General features: G+C 70.3%; 17 protein-coding genes and 1 tRNA gene. 12 read left to right on the top strand and 6 right to left on the bottom strand.

The features are described from left to right. Positions 1-7: 7 nt before the first annotated feature. Complete coding sequence (locus HNR13_RS00395; RefSeq protein ID WP_179603932.1) at positions 8-2,209, bottom strand: MDR family MFS transporter; 2,202 nt, start codon at positions 2,207-2,209, stop codon at positions 8-10. A gap of 302 nt (positions 2,210-2,511) precedes the next feature. Here HNR13_RS00395 and HNR13_RS00390 point away from each other — a divergent pair, with 302 nt between their 5' ends. Further along, the gene (locus HNR13_RS00390) at positions 2,512-3,408 is read left to right on the top strand and encodes an amidase domain-containing protein (protein ID WP_179603931.1); all 897 of its coding nucleotides are present in this window, start codon (positions 2,512-2,514) and stop codon (positions 3,406-3,408) included. Positions 3,409-3,477: 69 nt separating this feature from the next. Continuing rightward, a complete protein-coding gene (locus tag HNR13_RS00385; protein WP_343063377.1) occupies positions 3,478-4,311 on the top strand; it encodes a M15 family metallopeptidase in 834 nt (277 codons plus the stop codon). A gap of 12 nt (positions 4,312-4,323) precedes the next feature. On the opposite strand, the gene HNR13_RS00380 is transcribed toward HNR13_RS00385, so the two are convergent. Further along, positions 4,324-5,577: an LCP family protein gene (locus tag HNR13_RS00380; RefSeq protein WP_179603930.1), complete on the bottom strand. Its 1,254-nt coding sequence runs from the start codon at positions 5,575-5,577 to the stop codon at positions 4,324-4,326. 129 nt (positions 5,578-5,706) lie between these two features. Here HNR13_RS00380 and HNR13_RS00375 point away from each other — a divergent pair, with 129 nt between their 5' ends. Further along, entirely contained in the window at positions 5,707-6,882 is a 1,176-nt protein-coding gene (locus HNR13_RS00375) for a PP2C family protein-serine/threonine phosphatase (protein WP_179603929.1), read from the top strand. A 40-nt stretch (positions 6,883-6,922) separates the two neighbouring features. Here HNR13_RS00375 and pgm read toward each other — a convergent pair whose 3' ends face one another. After that, positions 6,923-8,542, bottom strand: coding sequence for a phosphoglucomutase (alpha-D-glucose-1,6-bisphosphate-dependent) (pgm, locus tag HNR13_RS00370; RefSeq protein ID WP_179603928.1), 1,620 nt, complete (start codon positions 8,540-8,542; stop codon positions 6,923-6,925). Between the two features lie 70 nt (positions 8,543-8,612). Between pgm and pheA the strand changes: the two genes are divergently transcribed. The 3 genes from pheA to HNR13_RS00355 all read left to right on the top strand — a co-directional run bounded on the left by pheA (position 8,613) and on the right by HNR13_RS00355 (position 11,184). Continuing rightward, the gene (pheA, locus tag HNR13_RS00365; protein ID WP_179603927.1) at positions 8,613-9,605 is read left to right on the top strand and encodes a prephenate dehydratase; all 993 of its coding nucleotides are present in this window, start codon (positions 8,613-8,615) and stop codon (positions 9,603-9,605) included. Positions 9,606-9,679: 74 nt separating this feature from the next. Beyond that, entirely contained in the window at positions 9,680-10,303 is a 624-nt protein-coding gene (locus HNR13_RS00360; protein ID WP_218881137.1) for a hypothetical protein, read from the top strand. Between the two features lie 44 nt (positions 10,304-10,347). Continuing rightward, entirely contained in the window at positions 10,348-11,184 is an 837-nt protein-coding gene (locus HNR13_RS00355; RefSeq protein ID WP_179603926.1) for a DUF4190 domain-containing protein, read from the top strand. Positions 11,185-11,208: 24 nt separating this feature from the next. Here HNR13_RS00355 and HNR13_RS21945 read toward each other — a convergent pair whose 3' ends face one another. Further along, on the bottom strand, positions 11,209-12,195 hold the full coding sequence (locus tag HNR13_RS21945) for a diacylglycerol kinase family protein (RefSeq protein WP_179603925.1): 987 nt from the start codon (positions 12,193-12,195) through the stop codon (positions 11,209-11,211). A gap of 35 nt (positions 12,196-12,230) precedes the next feature. Here HNR13_RS21945 and serS point away from each other — a divergent pair, with 35 nt between their 5' ends. The 6 genes from serS (at position 12,231) to HNR13_RS00320 (ending at position 17,770) form a co-directional block, all read left to right on the top strand. Further along, entirely contained in the window at positions 12,231-13,496 is a 1,266-nt protein-coding gene (serS, locus tag HNR13_RS00345; protein WP_179603924.1) for a serine--tRNA ligase, read from the top strand. Next, entirely contained in the window at positions 13,493-14,305 is an 813-nt protein-coding gene (locus tag HNR13_RS00340; RefSeq protein WP_179603923.1) for an HAD-IIB family hydrolase, read from the top strand. Before serS ends, HNR13_RS00340 begins: the two co-directional genes overlap by 4 nt. A gap of 187 nt (positions 14,306-14,492) precedes the next feature. Beyond that, positions 14,493-15,779 (top strand): LCP family protein, encoded by a 1,287-nt coding sequence (locus HNR13_RS00335; protein ID WP_179603922.1) that lies wholly within the window; start codon positions 14,493-14,495, stop codon positions 15,777-15,779. Positions 15,780-15,958: 179 nt separating this feature from the next. Continuing rightward, a complete protein-coding gene (locus HNR13_RS00330) occupies positions 15,959-17,230 on the top strand; it encodes an MFS transporter (protein WP_179603921.1) in 1,272 nt (423 codons plus the stop codon). A gap of 63 nt (positions 17,231-17,293) precedes the next feature. Next, positions 17,294-17,381: transfer RNA gene (locus HNR13_RS00325), tRNA-Ser, on the top strand. Between the two features lie 182 nt (positions 17,382-17,563). Next, complete coding sequence (locus tag HNR13_RS00320; RefSeq protein WP_155829060.1) at positions 17,564-17,770, top strand: hypothetical protein; 207 nt, start codon at positions 17,564-17,566, stop codon at positions 17,768-17,770. Here the strand turns inward: HNR13_RS00320 and HNR13_RS00315 are convergent. Together HNR13_RS00315 and HNR13_RS00310 are read right to left on the bottom strand one after the other, a co-directional pair. Beyond that, positions 17,726-18,874, bottom strand: coding sequence for a site-specific integrase (locus HNR13_RS00315; RefSeq protein ID WP_051337012.1), 1,149 nt, complete (start codon positions 18,872-18,874; stop codon positions 17,726-17,728). The two genes, HNR13_RS00320 and HNR13_RS00315, sit on opposite strands and share 45 nt — an antisense overlap. Before the next feature lie 12 nt (positions 18,875-18,886). Continuing rightward, a complete protein-coding gene (locus HNR13_RS00310) occupies positions 18,887-19,468 on the bottom strand; it encodes a helix-turn-helix domain-containing protein (protein WP_021763917.1) in 582 nt (193 codons plus the stop codon). Positions 19,469-19,654: the final 186 nt, after the last annotated feature.

Here is a 19,654-nt window from a genome sequence, read left to right as displayed (position 1 = left end):
TCCGGCGTCAGTCGACCGCCGGCCGCGGCCGCTGGGCGGCGACCGACGCCGTGTCAACGACCGGCTCGATGAGCGCGCCGGTCTCGCCGGCCACCCGGCTCGCGATCAGGCCGAGGTCGGTCTCCTCGAGCTCCTCGCGGGCGGCGGCGTCGGGCCCGGCCGAGGCCATCGCCCCCACCGGGACCGGCTGGCGCTCGCCGGCCTCTGCGCCCTCGCGGGCGGCTGCCGCCTCCGCGCTGGCGTCCGCGGCCTCCTGCAGCGCCGACTTCGCCCGCAGCGGCGGGGTCTTGAAGAACAGCGACAGGATGAACGCCACGAGGACCACGAACATCGCGACCCAGTAGACCTGCACGGCCGAGTTGTTGAACGCGACCAGGAACGGCTTCGAGAGCCGCGGGTCGGCGTTGTTCAAGAAGGACGTGTCGTTCGTGGCGGAAGTGTCGTTCGTGCCGGTGCCCTTCTTGAGCTGCGTCTGCACGACGGGCACGAGCGTGTCCACGAAGGCGGAGCGCGCAGCCGGGTCGGAGAAGTCCAGCGTGACCGTGCCGTCGCTCGCGACCTTGGCGTACGGGGCCTGCGCCTCGATCTTGGTCGCCGCGGTCTGGATCGCCTGCTGCTGGGCGGCGGCCTCCGCCTGGGCCTGGGCCTGGGGCGGGATGTGGCCGGCGGCGACCTGACCGGCGACGGCCTGCGTGGCCGCGGCCTTGGCGCCGTCGACCGACTTCTGCAGCGCCTGCTGCGTGCGTGCGGTCGCCTTGCTGATGATCGGCGTGTAGGCCTGCTCCATGATCTGCTTGTTCTCCGGCGCCGAGGCGACCGACGGGGTCAGCGCGGCGTCGAGGGCGCTGGTCAGCGTCGGCTTGTCGGTCAGAGCGGTCTGGATGTTCGTCGGGAACACCGTGAACAGCAGCGACAGCAGCACGGCGGTGCCGAGCGTTCCACCGATCTGGCGGAAGAACGTCGAGGCGCTGGTGGCCACACCCATGTCGCGGAGGCCGACCGAGTTCTGGCTGGCGATGGTCAGTGTCTGCATGAGCTGGCCGAGGCCGAGGCCGATGAGCAGCATCGCGCCGGCGATGAACCAGTACGAGTCGCCGAACTTGAGGAAGGTCAGGTAGAAGAATCCGCCCGCGAGCATCGCGGTACCGATGATCGGGAACTGCCGGTAGTGGCCGGTGCGGGCGATGATCTGGCCGGAGGCGATGGAGGAGATCATCAGGCCGAGGATCATCGGGAGGAGCTGCAGGCCCGACAGGGTCGGCGAGGAGCCGAGCACGATCTGCAGGTAGAGCGGGAGGGTCAGCATCGCGCCGAACATGCCGAAGCCGACGAGCACGCCCATGACGGTCGCCATCGAGAAGGTGCTGGAGCGGAACAGCTTGAGCGGGATGAGCGCGTCGTCCTTCATCGCCATCTCGATGAAGATGAAGGCGATGATGCCGACGGCGCCGATCACGTAGCAGGAGATCGATGCGGCGCTGCCCCAGCCCCAGTCACGACCCTGCTCGGCCACGAGGAGCAGCGGGACGAGGGCGACGATGACGCCCGCGGCGCCCCACCAGTCGATGCGCGCGGAGCCGCGGTCGTGCTTCGGCAGGTGCAGGAAGCGCAGCACCATGAACAGCGCGGCGATGCCGATCGGCACGTTGATGAGGAACACCCAGCGCCAGCCGGCGATCCAGAGGATCTGGTTCGCGCCGGCGAACAGCCCGCCGATCAGCGGGCCGATGAGGCTGGAGATGCCGAAGACCGCGAGGAAGTAGCCCTGGTATTTGGCGCGCTCGCGCGGGGCGAGCATGTCGCCCATGATCGCGAGCGGCATCGACATCAGACCGCCGGCGCCGAGGCCCTGGATGGCGCGGAACGCCGCGAGCTCGAGCATCGAGGTCGAGAACGACGCCAGGATCGAGCCGACGATGAAGATGCCGATGGCGATGATGAACAGCGGCCGGCGCCCGAAGATGTCCGAGAGCTTGCCGTAGATCGGCGTCGAGATCGTCGAGAGGATGAGGTAGCCGGTGGTGACCCAGGCCTGCTGGCTGAGGCCGTGCAGGTCGTCGCCGATCGTGCGGATCGCGGTTCCGACCACCGTCTGGTCGAGGGCCGACAGGAACATGCCGGCCATCAGGCCGAAGATCACGAAAAGGATCTGCCGGTGCGACATGATCGGTTTGGGTGCGGCCGTTGCCGCGCTGGTCTGACTGGACATCTGTCTCCGTGTCGAGAGTCGTGTGAGGGGACGCCCGTCACGCGGAGCGTCACACCGGTGTGGGGCAAAGAATTTTGCGGAGAGTGCAAAGTTACACCCAGTGCGAGTCTTTCGGCAACGCGAGACTACGCCTTCGGGGGGCTCGTTCGCCATGGGCGAACGGTCGTGCGAGTTCCGCGCGACGACGCGGTTCCCAGCGGCTTTCGCGGAGCGCCTGTGTGCCCCGTACAGGTGCCGCATAACTGCCGGGGGTACCGTGGCCGACGAATCCCGTCACCCTCCGAGTCATCCCCGAAGGTCGTATGAGTTCTCTCAGCCGTTCCCGCCGTGTGTTCGCCGTCGCCGCGACCGCTGCCGCCGCCGCACTCCTGTTCACGGGGTGCGCAGGCGAGCCGTCACCGGTCATGAAGGCGATCGCGGGCGCGGCGCCGGTCGCCCAGCCGACGAACGCGATCGTCTCGGGCATCGAGCCGGCCGCGGGCAGCGTCGCGGGAGGCACGGCCACGATCGCGGGCACCGACCTCCAGCACGTCGCCTCCGTCCAGATCGGCGGGCAGCCCGCACCGGTCACGCAGGCCACGGCGGACAAGGTCGTGGTCGCCGTCCCGCAGGCGGCGAACTGGGCCGCGGGACCGGTGCCGATCACGGTCACGGCGGCGGACGGCAAGGTCGTCCCGACCGCAGGCAAGACCTACACCTACCAGGTGCAGACCCCGGTGGACCGGCAGCTGGCGTACGCGATGGCCCACTGGAACGACTACAACACCGCCGAGTACGGGGACCTCAACCCGGTCGGCGGCGACTGCGCCAACTTCGTCAGCCAGACCCTGATCGCGCGCGGTTGGCAGATGAACTCCGACTGGTACAACCACGACGCCGCAGCCGACTGGAGCCCGGCGTGGGGCTACGTGCCGGCGATGGACGACTACTTCCGCGAGAACGCGGCGCAGCTGGGACTCACCGAGTACTCGTTCGACCAGCGCGACAAGATCAAGGTCGGCGACATCGTGATGTTCGACTGGAACAACAACAACTCGCTCGACCACGTGCAGATCGTCTCGGCGGTGAACAACGTGAACGGCAAGATCACCATCGAGATGGCCGGCCACAACACCGACACCGACTACCGCGACCTCGACCACACGATCACCGTCGAGCACCCGGGCGCGACCGGTCACTTCTGGAGTCTCTCAAAGTAGAGGCCCCGTTCGGCGCGAGACCGGGAGTGCGCTGAGCGAATCGCCCGGGCGCGCGTCTATGCTCGGTGCGTGAACCCGACCGGTCCCCGCCGCCCCCGACGGAACCCGCTGCTGCGGTCGAGCCGTCCCGGCCTGCTCGTCGCGGCCGCCGCCGCCACCCTCCTCGTCTTCTCCGGCTGCTCGGCCGGCACTCCTGGCCAGCCGCAGGCCAAGCCCTCCGGCCACGCCACGCCGACGGCGTCGCACACGCCGCGTCCGCTGCCGACCAGTACGCCGACGGCCGCGGCCGCGGGCTTCGACAAGCACGCCCAGTCGATCGACGACCCCACGAGCACGTGGGTCGTCGTGAACAAGCCGCGGCCGCTGAACCCGATCAACTACACTCCCGCCTCGCTCGTCTACCCCGAGGTGACCTACGTGAACCGCCAGCCGATGCGGCCGGAGGTGGCGGAGGCCCTCGTCCGGATGTTCCAGGCGGGCAAGAAGGAGGCCGGCCTGGACTTCTCGGTGCAGAGCGCCTACCGGTCGTTCGAGTCGCAGACCAACGTGTACAACGAGGATGCCGCGCGCAACGGGAAGGCCTACGCCGACACGGACACCGCGCGTCCGGGCCACAGCGAGCACCAGACCGGGCTCGCCGTCGACATCAGCGCGGTCCCGGCGAAGTGCTCGCTCGACGCGTGCTTCGCTCACACGCCGCAGGGGGAGTGGCTGGCGGCCAACGCCTGGCGCTTCGGCTTCCTGCTGCGCTACCCGGCCGACAAGGTGCCCGTCACCGGGTTCGCGTTCGAGCCCTGGCACTTCCGCTTCGTCGGCGAGCCGCTGGCCGCCCAGCTGAAGTCGACGGGGATCACCACGCTGGAGGAGTTCTTCGGCGTCCCGGGCGGGACCGAGTACCACTAGGTCGCCGCGGCGCTACCCGTAGTACGGCCGCGTGCACGTGACCTGCGCCGCCGTCTGCCCGTGGACGTTCGACGGCAGCTCCACCGCGGCCTCCCCGGCCGGCGCCTCGGTCTCCGCGGGCGCGGGAGCGGGCTCCTCGGCTCCGGGCGCCGCCTCGGAGCCGAGCCCGGTGTCGCCGGTCAGCGTCACGGGGCGGTCCTCGCGCAGGGCCGACATCAGCAGCTCGGCCTCATCGGCGGTCGGCGCGACGCCGTCGCCGTCGAGCTGATTGGGGTACTGCACGAAGACGACCTTCGAGACGTCGACGTTCTTGAGCGCCACGCCCAGCGAGGCGATCGTCGTGATGTCCTTGAGGCTCTCGGAGAGCAGGATGTTGTCGGCCGCCGCCTTCGCCAGCGCGTACACCTTCACCGGGTTCGCCAGCGTGTCCGCGCTCTGGATGGTCCGGACCAGCGAGGAGAGGAACACCTGCTGGTTGCTGATCCTGGCGAGGTCGGAGCCGTCGCCCACCGCGTACCGGGAGCGCAGGAAGGCCAGCGCCTGCTGGCCCTGGAGCGTGTTCTCGCCGGCCTTCACGTCGAGGCCCGTGTACTTGTCGAAGATGTCACCGCCCACGCACACGGGCACTCCGCCGACCGCATTGGACATCTCGATGACGCCGTCGAACTCGATCACCCCGGCGTAGTCGATCTCGAGCCCGGTGAGCTGCTTGACCGTCAGCACCGTGCAGGCCAGGCCGCCGTAGCTCAGGGTGGTGTTGAGCTTCTGGCGGCTCATCGCGCCGTGACTGCCCCCATCGGGCTTCGGGCAGGACGGGATCGGGACGTACATGTCGCGCGGGAGGCTGACGACCGTGGCGTTCTTGTGGTCGGCGGAGACGTGCAGCAGCATCGTCACGTCGTTGAGCGCCGCGTCGCGGACGTCGTAGGCCGGGTTCCCTCCGCCGCTGTCGCTGCCCGCGAGGAGGACATTGAAGGCGCCGTCCACCGCGCCGACGTGCGGCGTCAGCGGCTTGCCCGCCTCGTCGACGAGCTGCACGCCGTCTTTGGAGCTCACGGCCGCGACGACGTCGAGGGCCGCGTAGGCGGCGAGGACGCCGGCGCTCACGGCGACGACGGCGACCGCCTTCCCGGCCAGCGCGGCGGCCGATGTGAGCGTCCGCCTGGGCCTCAGCCTGCCGTGCCGGGCGATGGGCAGTCCCGCCCGTCCGGCCTGGGCTCGTCTCTCCTGGGCTCGCGCCTCGGCGCGGGTCGGGGTCTCGTGCATCGGGCCAGGCTAGCGGCCGATTCTGAATGTAAGACCTAAGCCGTGAAGATTTCATCCAGTCGGCGATATCGTGTCGAACCCGATACCGCCAGACCTGGAATGCGGTAGACACCTCAGTACAGTTGGAGCATGGTCATCGACGCGCAGGCGGTGCAGCAGACGGAGTCCGCGCGGCAGCGCGCACTGGCCGGCCTCCGGGTGCTGGACACCGGGCCGGAGGCCCGCTTCGACCGGATCACCCGGCTGGCCCAGCAGCTGTTCGCCGTCCCGATGGTGAGCATCACGCTCCTCGACGGCGACCGGCAGTGGCGCAAGTCGCACATCGGGCTCACCACCGAGGCGCCGCGCGAGAAGGCGTTCTGCGACATCACCGCCCGGCAGGACTCGACCCTGATCGTCGACGACGCGCTGGCCGACGAGCGGTTCGCGGACAACCCCTTCGTGGTCGGCGACCCGCACCTCCGCTTCTACGCGGGCGAGCCCCTGCACGCCCCGGGCGGGGAGGCCGTCGGAACCCTCTGCGTGCTCGACACCGAGCCGCACACGCTCACCCCCGAGCAGGCGACCGTGCTGCGCGACCTCGCCGACTGGGTGCAGGACGAGCTGAACCGCGACGACGAGCTCGACCGGGCGGCCATCGCCCAGAAGGGCCTGCTGCCGCGCCGCAAGCCGCGGGCCCGCGGCTTCGATGTCGCGGCCGCCTGCGAGTCCTCGCACGGCGTCTCCGGCGACTTCTACGACTGGTACGACGTCGGCGACGACTTCTGTGTGACGGTCGGGGACGTGATGGGCAAAGGGCTCGCCGCCGCGATCGTCGGCGCCTCGGTCCGCACCGCGTTGCGCAGCGCGATGGACTTCGCCGACCTCGAGGACTCGGTCGACGCCGCGTCGCGCCTGGTCGAGGAGGACCTCGACCAGCTCGCCACCTACGTCACCCTCTTCCACGCCAAGGTGCACGCCGACGGCGCGGTCGACTACGTCGACGCCGGCCACGGTCTCGCGCTCGTCGTGCGCGACCGGGGGCCGCTGGAACGGCTGCAGAGCAGCGCCCTCCCGCTCGGCATTCCCGCGCCGGAGCCGCGCACACCCGACCGCGTGCTGCTCGGCCCGAACGACGCCCTGGTCTGCGTGAGCGACGGCGCCCTGGACGCGCTCGGCGGCGACAGGGCGTTCCCGGTGCTGGAGGCCATCGTGCGCGGCAACGCCACCGCGGGCGGCGCGGTCTCCCGCATCCTCAGCGCCGCGCGCGCCGGCGTGCCGATCGACGACGTGACCGCCGTGATCGTCCGCCGGAGCAGCCGGTGAGCCGCGTTCCCTGCGCCGGTCAGGCGGGGCCGGAGCCGGGTCAGCCGCCCAGGGCGTCGCCCACGATGCGCTTGGCCTCCTCCTGCACCTCGCGCAGGTCGTCCTCGCCCGCGAAGCTCTCCGCGTAGATCTTGTAGACGTTCTCGGTGCCGCTGGGGCGCGCGGCGAACCAGGCGGTCGCCGTCTCGACCTTGACGCCGCCGAGCGGGGCGTCGTTGCCCGGCGCACGGCTCAGCTTGGCCGTGATCGGCTCCCCGGCGAGCTCGGTCGCGGCGATCGCGTCGCCGTCGAGCTTGCCGAGGGCGGCCTTCTGCTCCGGGCTGGCCGGCGCGTCCACCCGCTGATAGACCGGGTCGCCGAAGCGCTCGGTCAGCTCGCGGTAGAGCTGGGAGGCCGACTTGCCGGTCACGGCGCGGATCTCGCTCGCGAGGAGGGCGAGCAGGATGCCGTCCTTGTCGGTCGTCCACGCCGAGCCGTCGAAGCGCAGGAAGCTCGCGCCGGCGCTCTCCTCGCCCCCGAAGCCGACCGAGCCGTCGATCAGGCCGGGGACGAACCACTTGAAGCCGACCGGGACCTCCCAGAGCCGCCGGCCCAGCGACTCCGCGACGCGGTCGATCATCGACGACGACACCAGGGTCTTGCCGACCGCGGCGTCCTTCCGCCAGCCGGTGCGCGTGGTGAACAGGTAGTCGATCGCGACGGCCAGGTAGTGGTTCGGGTTCATCAGGCCGCCGTCGGGCGTCACGATCCCGTGCCGGTCGGCGTCGGCGTCGTTGCCGGTGAGGATGTCGAACTCGCCGCTGCGCGCGACCACGGACGCCATCGCGGAGGGGCTGGACGGGTCCATCCGGATCTTGCCGTCCCAGTCGAGCGTCATGAAGCCCCAGGTCGGGTCGACGTCCGGGTTCACCACGGTGAGGTCGAGCTCGTAGCGGTCGGCGATCGCCTGCCAGTAGTGCACGCTCGCGCCGCCGAGCGGGTCGGCGCCGATGCGGATGCCGCTCTCCTTGATCGCCTTCACGTCGATGATGTTCTCGAGGTCGGCCACATAGTTGCCGCGGAAGTCGTAGGTCTCCACGCCGCTCGGCTCGGACATCCGGACGTCGCGCAGCCCATCCGCGATGATCTCGTTCGCGCGCTTGGCGATCCAGCTCGTCGCGTCGGTGTCGGCCGGGCCGCCGTGCGGCGGGTTGTACTTGAAGCCGCCGTCGCGCGGCGGGTTGTGGCTCGGCGTGACCACGATGCCGTCGGCCTGGTCCGGGTGACCCGCCTTGTTGTAGGCGATGATCGCGTGCGAGACCGCGGGCGTCGGCACCCAGTCGTCGAACTCGTCCACCAGCACGCGCACCTCGTTGCCGACCAGCACGGCCAGCGCCGTCGTGGTGGCGAACTCGCTGAGCAGGTGGGTGTCCGCGCCGATGAACAGCGGGCCGGTGATGCCCTGCGCGTTGCGGTACTCGACGATCGCCTGCGTGGTCGCGGCGATGTGGTCCTCGTTGAAGGCGGTGTCGAGCGACGAGCCGCGGTGGCCGGAGGTGCCGAACACCACGCGCTGCTCCGGGATGCTCACGTCGGGCTTCAGCTCGTAGTACGCGCGCCGCAGGGCGTCGACGTCGATGAGGTCGGAGGGCTGCGCGGGGGTGCCTGCTCGTTCGTCCATGCGACTACTCTTCCACGGCGGCGGGGAACGGGCGAGGGCCGGGCCGACGCGCCTCGCTAAGCTGAGGGCCATGTCCTCCGCGCCCGCCGACCCCACTGCCGAGTTGCCCGCGTCCGTGGACGAGGTCTACAGCTTCCTCGGGCCGTCCGGCACGTTCACGGAAGCCGCGCTCGCGCAGGTCCCGGAGGCCCGCGGCAAGAGCTGGCGGGCCGTCAACAACGTCGGGGAGGCGCTCGCCGACGTGGTCGCCGGCCGGAGCGTCGCGGCGATGATCGCCATCGAGAACTCGATCGAGGGCGGCGTCTCGGTCGCCCAGGACGCCCTGGCGACGATCCCGGGCCTGCGGATCGTGGGCGAGTACCTCGTCCCGGTGAACTTCGTGCTCGTCGCACGCCCGGGCACGCCGCTGGCCGACGTGCGGACGATCAACGCGCATCCGGTCGCCTATGCGCAGTGCCACCAGTGGCTGGACGCGCACCTCCCGGCGCACGGCCACCTGCCCGCCTCCAGCAACGTCGCCGCAGCGGCGTCGCTGTTCGAGGGGAGCACCGCGGACGCCGCGATCGCCCCGCCCGGCATCGTCGACCACCACGACGTGACGGTGCTCGCCGAGAACATCGGCGACAACCCCAACGCGGTCACCCGCTTCGTCCTGGTCAGCACCTCCCGCACCGTGCCCGCGCCGACCGGCGCGGACAAGACCAGCCTGATCGCCGAACTCCCCGACGACCGGCCGGGCTCGCTCCTGGACCTGCTGGAGCAGTTCTCCACCCGCGGCATCAACCTGAGCCTGATCGAGTCGCGGCCGATCGGCGACGCACTCGGCCGGTACCGGTTCGTCATCGACGCGGACGGCCACATCCACGACGAGCGCGTCGCGGACGCCCTGCTCGGCCTCCGCCGGTTCAGCCCGTCGGTGATCTTCCTCGGGTCGTACCCGCGCGCCGACGGCGCCCGGGTGGACTTCGACCAGCGCTACCGCGACGACGTGTTCACCGAGGCGCGCGAGTGGCTCGCCACGTTGGTCGACGACCACGGTGCCGCTTCCGGCGACCGCGGGTAAGCTGCGCAGCAGGGAGCGCTCCCACCGCGCGAGCGGCGGCCTGACGACCGGCTGAGCGGCACAGGGAGGTCGGGATGATCGTGGACGACGAGCAGAAGGACGCCGCGCGCGGCATCGACCCCCGCTACGACCCCCAGTTCCAGCGCGGCTACCGCCCCCAGCCCGGCGAACGCGCCCGCACCCGGTTGCGCCCCGCGCCCGCGCCCGCTCCCTCCCTGCCGGAGCGCGCACACGACGACGAGGACAGGGCGCCGGCCGAGGCGGCCGCGCTCTCCATCGCCCCGGTCGCGATGCCCCGGGCGGTCTCCGCCCCGGCGCAGCCTCCCGCCGCCGAGGCCGCGCTCGAACGGGAGGCCGTCCGCGCCGCGCCCGCTCCCGGCATCCTCGACCGGCTCGAGCTCTCACCCCGCCGCAACCCGCTGATGCTCGCGCTCTGGCTGATCGCGGGCGGCTTCGTGGTGCTGGGCATCGTGCTCTACTCGGTCTCGGTGAGCCTGTCGTACACCGGCTCCACCCCCTCGACCGACGTCGGCTCGCTCGTGATCTCGCAGCTCGGCTGGATGCTCGCCGGCCCGCTGATCACGGTCGGGCTGCTGACGCTGGTCGGACTGCTGTTCCTCACGGCGCTGGCAGGTCGCGGGCGCAGACGGCCGCCCGACCAGGAGGCCGACGGCGAGCTCCCCGACGACGAGCCGTAGGCCACCGGGCCGGGACCGGCCGCGGGCTGCACAATAGGAGACCTATGGCCTCCGACCCGACCCCGCCCGCCGACTCCTTCCCGTACGTCGCGCCGCCGCCCCCGCCGCCGACCGGAGCCGACCCGGGTGGGCAGGCTGCCGCGCCGTTCGCGCCGTCTCCGTACGCGCCGTCTCCGGCGGCCTCGTATCCGCCTGGGGCCTATCCGCCCGGGGCCTATCCGCCTGGGGCGTATCCGCCTGGCGCCTATCCACCGGCGGCCTCTCCGTACGGGTCCTACCCGCCCGCGCCGACGACGAACGTCCTGGCCATCGTCGGGTTCGTCGCCTCGTTCTTCGTCGGCCTCGCCGGGATCATCTGCGGGCACATCGCGCTCTCCCAGATCCGCCGGACGGGGGAGAAGGGGCGCGGCCTCGCGCTCGCCGCGACGATCATCGGGTACGTCCAGGTCGCCCTCTGGTTCCTCTGGATCGCCGCGGTGATCCTGATCGCGGTGGCGGGCGGCGTCGCCCACACGGTCGCGGCGGAGGCCTCCGCCTCGCCGAGCGCGCCGAATTCGGACTGCATCACGCTGGAAAGCGCGGCGCAGTCGCTGTCGAACTCGCTCACCAACCTCGAGGCCTCCGACTGGCGGAACGCCCCGGGAGACGCGAAGGCCAAGGTCGTCGAGGCGTGGACGCGCTTCGAGGATCAGACGTCGTCGATCGCCGACCAGACGATGAGCGACGGGATCAACACCGAGGACGACAACCTCAGCGCCCTCAGCACGGCCCTCGTCGACTACGAGGCGGCGGCGCCCGGCCAGGGCGACCAGGCCGCGGTGACGAACGCGTTGACGAAAGCCTCGGACGGCCTCCGCACGCTCACGTCCACCTGCGGGTGAGCCCGCCCGGTTGAGCCCGGCCCGCTAGCGCGGCACCCGCACCCGCAGGCCCTGCGGGTCGACGGCGATGCCGAGCCGGACGACCTCGCCGAACCCGTCGCCGTCCAGCTCGAACGGCTCCGGATCGTCCAGCTCGACCGCTACCGTGGCGCCGCGCAGGTAGCTGAGCCGCGTGCGGATCGCCTTGTCGGTGAAGCGGATGATCCGCCTCCCGAGCGAGCTCCTGTGCAGCACCCGGTTCTCCCAGGTGACCTTGCGCCAGATCGCCAGCCAGCCGAACGCCGTCACCGGCTGCAGGACGGCGATGTCGATCAGGCCGTCGTCCACCTCGCTGTCCGGGATGAGCTGCATGTTGCCGGGGAGGCTGCCGCAGTTCGCGAACAGGATGGTGCTGACGTGCGCGGTGCGCTCCGCGTCGTCGTCGATCCCGAACCGGACCCGGACCTTGCGCGAGCGCGGCCAGGACCGGAAGGCCGACTCGACGTAGGCGAGCCAGCCGACCCGGCGCTTGAGCTCCGGGCGCGTGGTCTCGATCATCCGGGCGTCGAAGCCGATGCCGGCCATGACGAGGAAGGCGTGCTCGCTGCTGCTCCCGTCCGGCCGCTCGGCGGTGGCCAGACCGATGTCGATGCGGCGGGTGACGCCGCCGAACGCGACGGCGACCGCCTCCTCCAGGCCGGTGAACGGGACGCCGATGTTGCGGGCGAGGAGGTTGCCCGTGCCGCCGGGCAGCAGGCCCAGCGTCGCGTCCTGGTCGCGCAGCGCCTCCGCGACAGCGCGGACGGTGCCGTCGCCTCCCGCGGCGAGCACGAGCGTCGCACCGCGTTCGAGCGCCTGCCGGGTCTGCCCCTGGCCGCCGTCCTCCGGCGTCGTCTCGAACCAGAGCAGGTCGACGTCGCGCTCCGCGGCCGCGCGCGCCTCCACCACCGCCCGCACCCGGGGCACGTCCACCCGCACAGGGTTGTAGACGACGGCGACCGTCGTGCCGCTCGTCCCCTCCCGATCGTCCACGGGTTCACGCTACTCGACGGCGATAAGCTGGGGCAGTGATCGATCCCGTCCTGCTGCGCGAGAACCCCGATGTCGTCCGACGTTCCCAGGAGGCCCGCGGCGACTCCGTGCAGCTGGTCGACGAGGCCCTGCAGGCCGACATCGAGCGCCGTGCCGCGATCACCGCGTTCGAGGAGCTGCGCGCCGAGCAGAACGCGTTCGGCAAGCAGGTGGCCCAGGCGCCCAAGGACCAGAAGCAGGCGCTCGTCGCCCAGGCGCAGGCGCTCGCCGGCCGGGTGAAGGAGGCGCAGCAGGCGGCGAACACCGCCGAGGCCCACTTCGACGCGGTGCTGCGGCGCATCGGCAACCCGATCGTCGACGGCGTCCCGAGCGGCGGCGAGGACGACTTCATAGTGCTCAAGGAGGTCGGCGGCGTCCCGGAGTTCGACTTCGAGCCGCGCGACCACCTGGAGCTGGGCGAGCTGCTCGGCGCGATCGACATGGCCCGCGGGGCCAAGGTCGCGGGAGCCCGGTTCTCCTTCCTGCGCGGCGTCGGCGCCCGCCTGGAGATCGCCCTGATGAACATGGCGCTCGACAAGGCGGTGGCGAACGGCTTCGTGCCGATGATCACGCCCACCCTGGTGAAGCCGGAGGTGATGCAGGGCACCGGCTTCCTCGGCTCGCACGCCGACGAGGTGTACCACCTGGCCGACGACGACCTCTACCTCACCGGCACGAGCGAGGTCGCGCTCGCCGGGTACCACGCGGACGAGATCCTCGACGTCTCGGAGCCGCTGCGCTACGCCGGCTGGTCCACCTGCTACCGGCGCGAGGCCGGCTCGGCGGGCAAAGACACCCGCGGAATCATCCGCGTGCACCAGTTCAACAAGCTGGAGATGTTCGTCTACACCCTCCCGGAGAACGCGGAGGCCGAGCACGCCCGGCTGCTCGCCTGGCAGGAGGAGATGATGCAGGCTCTCGGGCTCAGCTACCGCGTCATCGACACCGCGGCCGGCGACCTCGGGTCGAGCGCCGCGCGCAAGTACGACGTGGAGGCCTGGATCCCGACGCAGGGCCGCTACCGCGAGCTGACCTCGACCTCCAACTGCACCACCTTCCAGGCCCGCCGCCTGGAGATCCGCTACCGCACCGAGTCGGGCAAGACCGCCCCGGTCGCGACGCTGAACGGCACCCTGGCCACGACCCGCTGGCTGGTCGCCATCCTGGAGACGCACCAGCGCGCCGACGGCTCGGTGCTGGTCCCGGAGGCGCTGCGGCCGTACCTCGGCGGCCTTGAGGTCCTGGAGCCGATCGCGCAGTGAGCACCGAGGCCGGGAGCGACCGTCTGCTGATCGCGCTCGACGTGGACGGCACCCTGATCCACGAGGACGAGTCCGTCGGCGAGGCCGTGCTGGCCGCGGTCACGCGCGTCCGGGAGGCCGGGCACGAGGTGATGCTGGCCACCGGCCGCAGCTGGGAGACGGCGAGGGGGATCCACGAGAAGTTCGGGCTGACCAGCAAGTTCGTCGTGTGCGCCAACGGCGCGCTGACGATGATGCGCGACGAAACCGTCGAGGGCGGTTACCGGCGCGAGTTCATCGAGACGTTCGATCCGACCGAGGTGCTGCGCACCATCCGGCCGCACCTGCCCTCCGGCAGCTTCATGGTCGAGGACCCGACCGGCTTCCGCCGCTACACCGAGGGCATGACCGACTGGGAGCTGGTGAACGCCGAGCAGGTCTCCTTCGAGGAGCTGGCCGAGCACCCGGCGACCCGCGTCGTGGTGGTGTCGCCGCAGCACGACGAGGAGGAGTTCCTCGCCATCGTCGAGCGCATGGGTCTGCAGCGGGTGAGCTACTCGATCGGCTGGACCGCCTGGCTCGACATCTCCCCGGACGGCATCAGCAAGGCGACGGCGATGGAGCGGGTGCGGCACGCGCTCGACATCCCGCCGTCCCGGCTGGTCGCCGTCGGCGACGGCCGCAACGACCTCGAACTGCTGCAGTGGGCGGGCGCCGAGGGGCGCAGCGCCGCGATGGGGCAGGCTCCGGACGAGGTGAAGGCGGCGGCCACGGAGGTCACCGGCTCCGTCGCCGAGGACGGACTCGCGGCGGTTCTCGACTCCCTCTGAGCGCCGTCGCCGGGCGCGTCCCTGGCCTCTCTCTGAACGGGACGGCAGACGGCGGAAGCCTCCCGATCCGGCCCCTGACCGGGCATTACCTCACCCAGAGCATTGCCAGGAGCCTGTGTCAGAGTTGTGAATGGTGTGTGCCCTCTCAGGCGCCGCCATCGCGACGTCGTCCGACGAGAGGGAGTGAATGAACGAGTTGCCCACCCGCGCCCAGGCGCGAGCGCAGGAGAAGTCGGCCGGCCCTTCGGTGGCCAGGCACGGACGCCTCAAGCGGCATTCTCCCTTCACGACCGTCGCGGCCCTGCTCCTCGGCGTGCTCGCCGTCGCGGGGATCAGCACCGCCGGCGTCGCGGCGTACGCCACGTACGACGTGGCCGCCAGCCTCAAGCCCGCGGTCAAGCTCGTCAACGCCAAGGGCCAGGTCGTCACGCCGGGCATCGGCGCGATGGACGGCGCGTTCAACGTCCTCCTCGCGGGCTCGGACTCCGGCGGCGGCAACAAGGCCTACGGCGACCGCGGCGAGAACCTCAACGACGTGACGATGCTGCTGCACGTCTCCGCCGATCACAAGAACGCCACCGTCGTCAGCTTCCCGCGCGACATGTACGTGCCCATCCCGTCCTGCCCGGACGGCAAGGGCGGCAGCTACGACGCGATGAGCCGCCAGAAGATCAACAACACCTTGAGCTACGGCGGCCTGGCCTGCACGGTGCTCACCGTCGAGAAGCTGACCGGGCTCGACATCCCCTACGCGGGCGTCATCGAGTTCGACGGCGTGATCGAGATGTCCAACGCCGTCGGCGGCGTGGACGTCTGCGTGGCGGGCGACATCAAGGACCCGTACACCGGCCTGGACGTCAAAGCGGGCGAGAACACCCTGCAGGGCCAGCAGGCGCTGGCGTTCCTCCGCACCCGTCACGGCGTCGGCGACGGCTCGGACCTCGGCCGGATCAGCAACCAGCAGGTGTTCCTCTCCTCGCTGGTCCGCACGATCAAGAGCGCGGACACGCTGGCCAACCCGGTCAAGGTCTACGCGCTCGCCAAGGCCGCGACCAGCAGCATCTCGCTGTCCGAGAGCCTGAACAACCCGACCACGATCGCCTCGATGGCGATGGCGCTCAAGAACGTCGACGTCGCCAAGGTCGTGTTCGTGCAGTACCCCAACCACTACGAGGGCGACGGCGTCGCGCCTACCAAGGACGCCGCGAGCACGCTCATGACGGCGCTCCACGACGACAAGCCGGTCACGCTGACCGGCGACACCGGCGTCGGCTCGGAGGCGGCCCCCGGAGCGCAGGCTCCGGCCGCGCAGGCTCCCGCGACGCAGGTCCCGGCCACGCAGGCGCCGGCCACGCAGGCGCCGGGCGGCACCTCGGCCACGGCTCCGGCCGACGGCTCGTCCGTCCAGCTCCCGTCCGACGTGCACGGCCAGACGGCCGCGCAGGTCACCTGCTCGAAGCCGTTCCAGGACTGACCGGCGCTGCTCGGCTGAGCATGGCGGGAATGAACCGCCGTGGTGCAGACTTGAACACAGTGGAGATTCGTCCTCCGCTCACACACCTCATCGTGTAACTACCTCGCGCCGGCTCCCCGGCGGACCAAGGCGGCACTTGAAGCCCGCGGTCCGCCGCGGTGAAGACAGAAGGCCACGGCATGACACGACCCGACACGACATCCTCGGACGTCACCCGCGAGCCCGAGCACGCGACCACGCTGCTGCGGGCCGCCGGGTTCTCCTACTTCCCCGTCGCGCTGCTCGCGCGGCTCCCGTACGCGATGATGGTCGTCGGCGTGCTGACGCTCGTCGTCTCGGCCCGCGGCGAGCTGTCGCTCGGCGGACTGACCTCCGCGATGGTCGGCCTCGGCACCGCGATCTTCGGCCCGCTGATCGGCGCCGCCGCCGACCGCATCGGCCAGCGCGGCGTCGTGCTCGCCGCCGGCATCGCGAACAGCGTCGTCCTCCTGGCGATGGCGTGGGTCGTCTTCAGCCCGGCCCCGGACGCGCTGGTCCTGCTCGTCGCGTTCCTGATCGGCGCGACCGCCCCGCAGGTGTCGCCCATGTCGCGCAGCCGGCTGGTGGGGATCATCGCCCGCCGTCTCCCGGGCGACCGTCACGCCGCCGTCCTGAACGGAACCATGGCGTACGAGTCCGCCGCCGACGAGGTCGTGTTCGTCTTCGGCCCGTTCATCGTCGGCCTGCTGGCGACGACGCTGAACCCGGCCGCCCCGATCATCGGCGCGGCCGTGCTGACCGTGCTGTTCGTGACCGCGTTCGCCCTGCACCGCAGCGGCTCCTTCCGTCCCACGACGGAGGACGGCCTCCCGGTGCGCCAGGCCCCCGCCCGCGAGCTGTTCCGGCCGGGGCTGGTCGCGGTGACGGTCGGCGTCCTCGGGATGGGCCTGTTCTTCGGCTCGATGCTCACTGCGCTCACCTCGTTCCTGTCGGACTTCGGCCACCCGGAGCAGGCCGGCCTGGTCTACGGCGTGATGGGCGTCGGCTCGGCCGCGCTGGCGCTCGGCGTGGCCTGGTTCCCGCTGCGGTTCTCGCTGCGCTGGCGCTGGCTGGTCTTCGCGGGCATCCTGGCGGCCTCCACCGCCGCGCTGCCGTTCGCGACCACCGTGCCCGGGATGATCCTGGTGCTGCTGGTGGCCGGCTTCGGCGTCGGCCCGACCCTGGTGACGCAGTACAGCTTCGGCGCGGAGCGCAGCCCGGTGGGCCGCTCGGCTACGGTGATGACGATCCTCGGCTCGGCGGTCATCGTCGGCCAGTCGGCGTCGTCGGCGCTGGTGGGCGCGCTCGCCCAGAACGTCGGAACGCACGCGGCGATGTTCGCCCCGATCGCGTCCGCGCTGATCGTGCTGGCCGCCGGCGTGGCGAATGTGCTCATCACGGGCCGCCGGCCGGCGAGCACCCGCGTCCGCTAGGCAGCGTGGTTCGCTAGGCAGCACGGTTCGCTAGAATCGGGCGACGCCGCTTCGCCGGCGCCGGGAGGGCTGTCCGAGCGGCCGATGGAGCCAGTCTTGAAAACTGGTGGGCAGAAATGTCTCGTGGGTTCGAATCCCACGCCCTCCGCCACAGATTATGCGTCTCGATCCCAGTAAATCACTGGGATCGAGCGATTGGCGCCGGACTGGCTCCACTCGATTTGACAACAAACTGACAACAAACGCTGGCGGAAGTCGGTCATCCGGGGCATGTTTGTGTGATCGCGAGCGTCGGAAAGCTCGATTGGCGGCGGCTACCGCTTCAATGTGGACATGATCGATGTCGGCTGGCTTCTCGATACGTGGCGCGCTGCGAAGTGGGAAGCGATCGTCATGATCTGGAACGCGATCGTGGCAGATGTCATTGCCTACCCGTGGTTCGCTCTCGTGCTCGCAATCCTTGTTTTAGGGGCCGGCGTCAAAGGGCTGGGCAAGCTAGCTAAGTACGTTGGCGGCGCTTACTGGTCTTCTCATCACTGAGGACGGACGCTCGGCGAGATGCGATCGTTCGACAGAGCGTCTGGCTGCGCCGTCCAGAGCTTCAGCTACTGCGTCGAGGTCGTCGTCGAAGAGGTCCGCGTAAACGTCCAGCGTCATCGCGGCGGAGGCGTGGCCGAGCATCCTCTGCACCGCCTTCACGTTGGCTCCTGCGCTCACGGCGAGGCTGGCGGCGGTGTGCCGCAGGTCGTGGACGGTCATCGGTTCTAGGCCGGCCCGGTCGAGTGCGCTCTTGAACCACGTCCGTTGCCCGCGTGTCGCGCGCTTCATGTGTTCACCGAACCGGCCGGAAAAGAGCAGGTCGTTCGGCTCCTTGCCTGCAGCTGCGCCGGCCAGCGCGTCGATGAGGAACGCCGGGAACGGTACCGACCTACGCTTGTGGCTCTTCGGAGTTCCGACGATGGTGGCAGGACCGACTTCTACCGCGTTCTCCGAGATGGCGAGTCGGCGACGAGTGAAGTCAACGTCGCGCACGCGGAGGGCGATGACTTCGCCCCAGCGAAGGCCAGTGTAAGCCAGGAGGAGAACGAGGGCTTCGTGTTTGCCGCTCGCGTAGGCGAGGTCGTGAACCTGTTGGTGGGTGAGGTACCGGTGAGCTCGGGGGACCTTGCGCGGCAGTCGCGATCCACGGGCTACGTTGACAGGCACGCGCCGGTCCTTCACGGCGATGTCGAGGATTCCGGCGAGGACACCGAACGCCCGCAAGACAGTCGTAGCCGACCTGCCGGCGCTTAGTGAGGTTACCCATGCCTGGACATCCGAGTGCCGAACATCGCCGACGGGAACTCTTCCCCAGCGTGGCTCGACCTGGAGCCGCCATGCAATCTCGAGCGGGCGGAGTGAGGAAGGCTTGAGGTGCGTCTGGTTCGCCAGCCACTCCACTCCGAGGGATGCGATAGTCACCCTCGCCGCGCTTGCATCGATGTACTCGCCACGGGCCTTGTTCGTCTCGACGGTGGCGAGGTAGAGCTCCGCTTCGCGCTTGGTCTTGAATCCTCGTTTCGTGGTCTGGCGGTGGTCGGGGGTTCGGTACATGACGCGATAGCGTCGGCCCCCGGCAGACTCATATGACAGAACGCTGCCCATTTCGCCCTCCTGTTAGGTCGCAGCCACCTCTTGGATGCCCGCAGAGGTGAGAAGGGCTGCCACTCGCTCCAGCTCGAGCTCGACCAGCTCCAGGCGTGCCTCGACGCTTGCGTCGAGTGTGAGATCAGAGTCTCCGGACGCCGCTCCGACATCGCGAACGATCCGAAGGCGGTCGAACTCGCGTCGAAGGGTGCCGAGCTCGCGGAGTGAACTCAGGACGGAGATGTCCACGCGTTCGGCGGCCCGTCGTGGCCGATACGAACTCGATGGAGTCGCTGAAAGCCAGCAATCGAACTCGGCCGCGGTCATTCCGTCGAAGTCCTCGCCGAGGTTTTGCAGGTCGAGTTGGGAGTCGGGCCGGCCGATGGGCGAGAGCAGCATGCTGATCGGCACGTCGAGGCCGCGCGCGATGTTCAGGAGCTGGCTGACGCTGATGTCGGCCTTCCTGCCCGATTCGATGTTCTCCAGGATTGCGGGGGTGATGTTCCCGCCGGGAATCGCATCTGCCAGGTCGCTCGTCGTGCGAAATCCGCGTTCGCGACGCGCCAACCTGATGCGCGCGCCGATGCTGGTCTCCGATCGAAAGTCTGCCATTTCGACAGCCTATCTCCACCTCTGTTGTCAAGTCACGGATTTCTTGGTATGGTCGTTTCAACAATTGGAAAGCTCCTGAGTTGTCGAAACGGAGGAGATGAGATGACAGGAGAATTCATTCAGCCCGCTGAGGTGGTTGAACTCACCGGGCTGTCGGTCGCAGCGCTCGCCCAACTCCGGTATCAC

This window comes from Leifsonia shinshuensis (assembly GCF_013410375.1).
Classification (GTDB): domain Bacteria; phylum Actinomycetota; class Actinomycetes; order Actinomycetales; family Microbacteriaceae; genus Leifsonia; species Leifsonia shinshuensis.
The sequence above is the reverse complement of the archived record's forward strand: the minus strand, read 5'-3'. Positions and strand labels throughout refer to the sequence as shown.

What these genes read in the sequence shown, in the direction of transcription:
- HNR13_RS00395 (WP_179603932.1), bottom strand. Translation starts at nt 2,209, where the DNA reads ATGTCCAGTCAGACCAGCGCGGCAACGGCCGCACCCAAACCGATCATG.
- HNR13_RS00390 (WP_179603931.1), top strand. Translation starts at nt 2,512, where the DNA reads ATGAGTTCTCTCAGCCGTTCCCGCCGTGTGTTCGCCGTCGCCGCGACC.
- HNR13_RS00380 (WP_179603930.1), bottom strand. Translation starts at nt 5,577, where the DNA reads ATGCACGAGACCCCGACCCGCGCCGAGGCGCGAGCCCAGGAGAGACGA.
- HNR13_RS00375 (WP_179603929.1), top strand. Translation starts at nt 5,707, where the DNA reads ATGGTCATCGACGCGCAGGCGGTGCAGCAGACGGAGTCCGCGCGGCAG.
- pgm (WP_179603928.1), bottom strand. Translation starts at nt 8,542, where the DNA reads ATGGACGAACGAGCAGGCACCCCCGCGCAGCCCTCCGACCTCATCGAC.
- pheA (WP_179603927.1), top strand. Translation starts at nt 8,613, where the DNA reads ATGTCCTCCGCGCCCGCCGACCCCACTGCCGAGTTGCCCGCGTCCGTG.
- HNR13_RS00360 (WP_218881137.1), top strand. Translation starts at nt 9,680, where the DNA reads ATGATCGTGGACGACGAGCAGAAGGACGCCGCGCGCGGCATCGACCCC.
- HNR13_RS00355 (WP_179603926.1), top strand. Translation starts at nt 10,348, where the DNA reads ATGGCCTCCGACCCGACCCCGCCCGCCGACTCCTTCCCGTACGTCGCG.
- HNR13_RS00335 (WP_179603922.1), top strand. Translation starts at nt 14,493, where the DNA reads ATGAACGAGTTGCCCACCCGCGCCCAGGCGCGAGCGCAGGAGAAGTCG.
- HNR13_RS00330 (WP_179603921.1), top strand. Translation starts at nt 15,959, where the DNA reads ATGACACGACCCGACACGACATCCTCGGACGTCACCCGCGAGCCCGAG.
- HNR13_RS00320 (WP_155829060.1), top strand. Translation starts at nt 17,564, where the DNA reads ATGATCGATGTCGGCTGGCTTCTCGATACGTGGCGCGCTGCGAAGTGG.
- HNR13_RS00315 (WP_051337012.1), bottom strand. Translation starts at nt 18,874, where the DNA reads ATGGGCAGCGTTCTGTCATATGAGTCTGCCGGGGGCCGACGCTATCGC.
- HNR13_RS00310 (WP_021763917.1), bottom strand. Translation starts at nt 19,468, where the DNA reads ATGGCAGACTTTCGATCGGAGACCAGCATCGGCGCGCGCATCAGGTTG.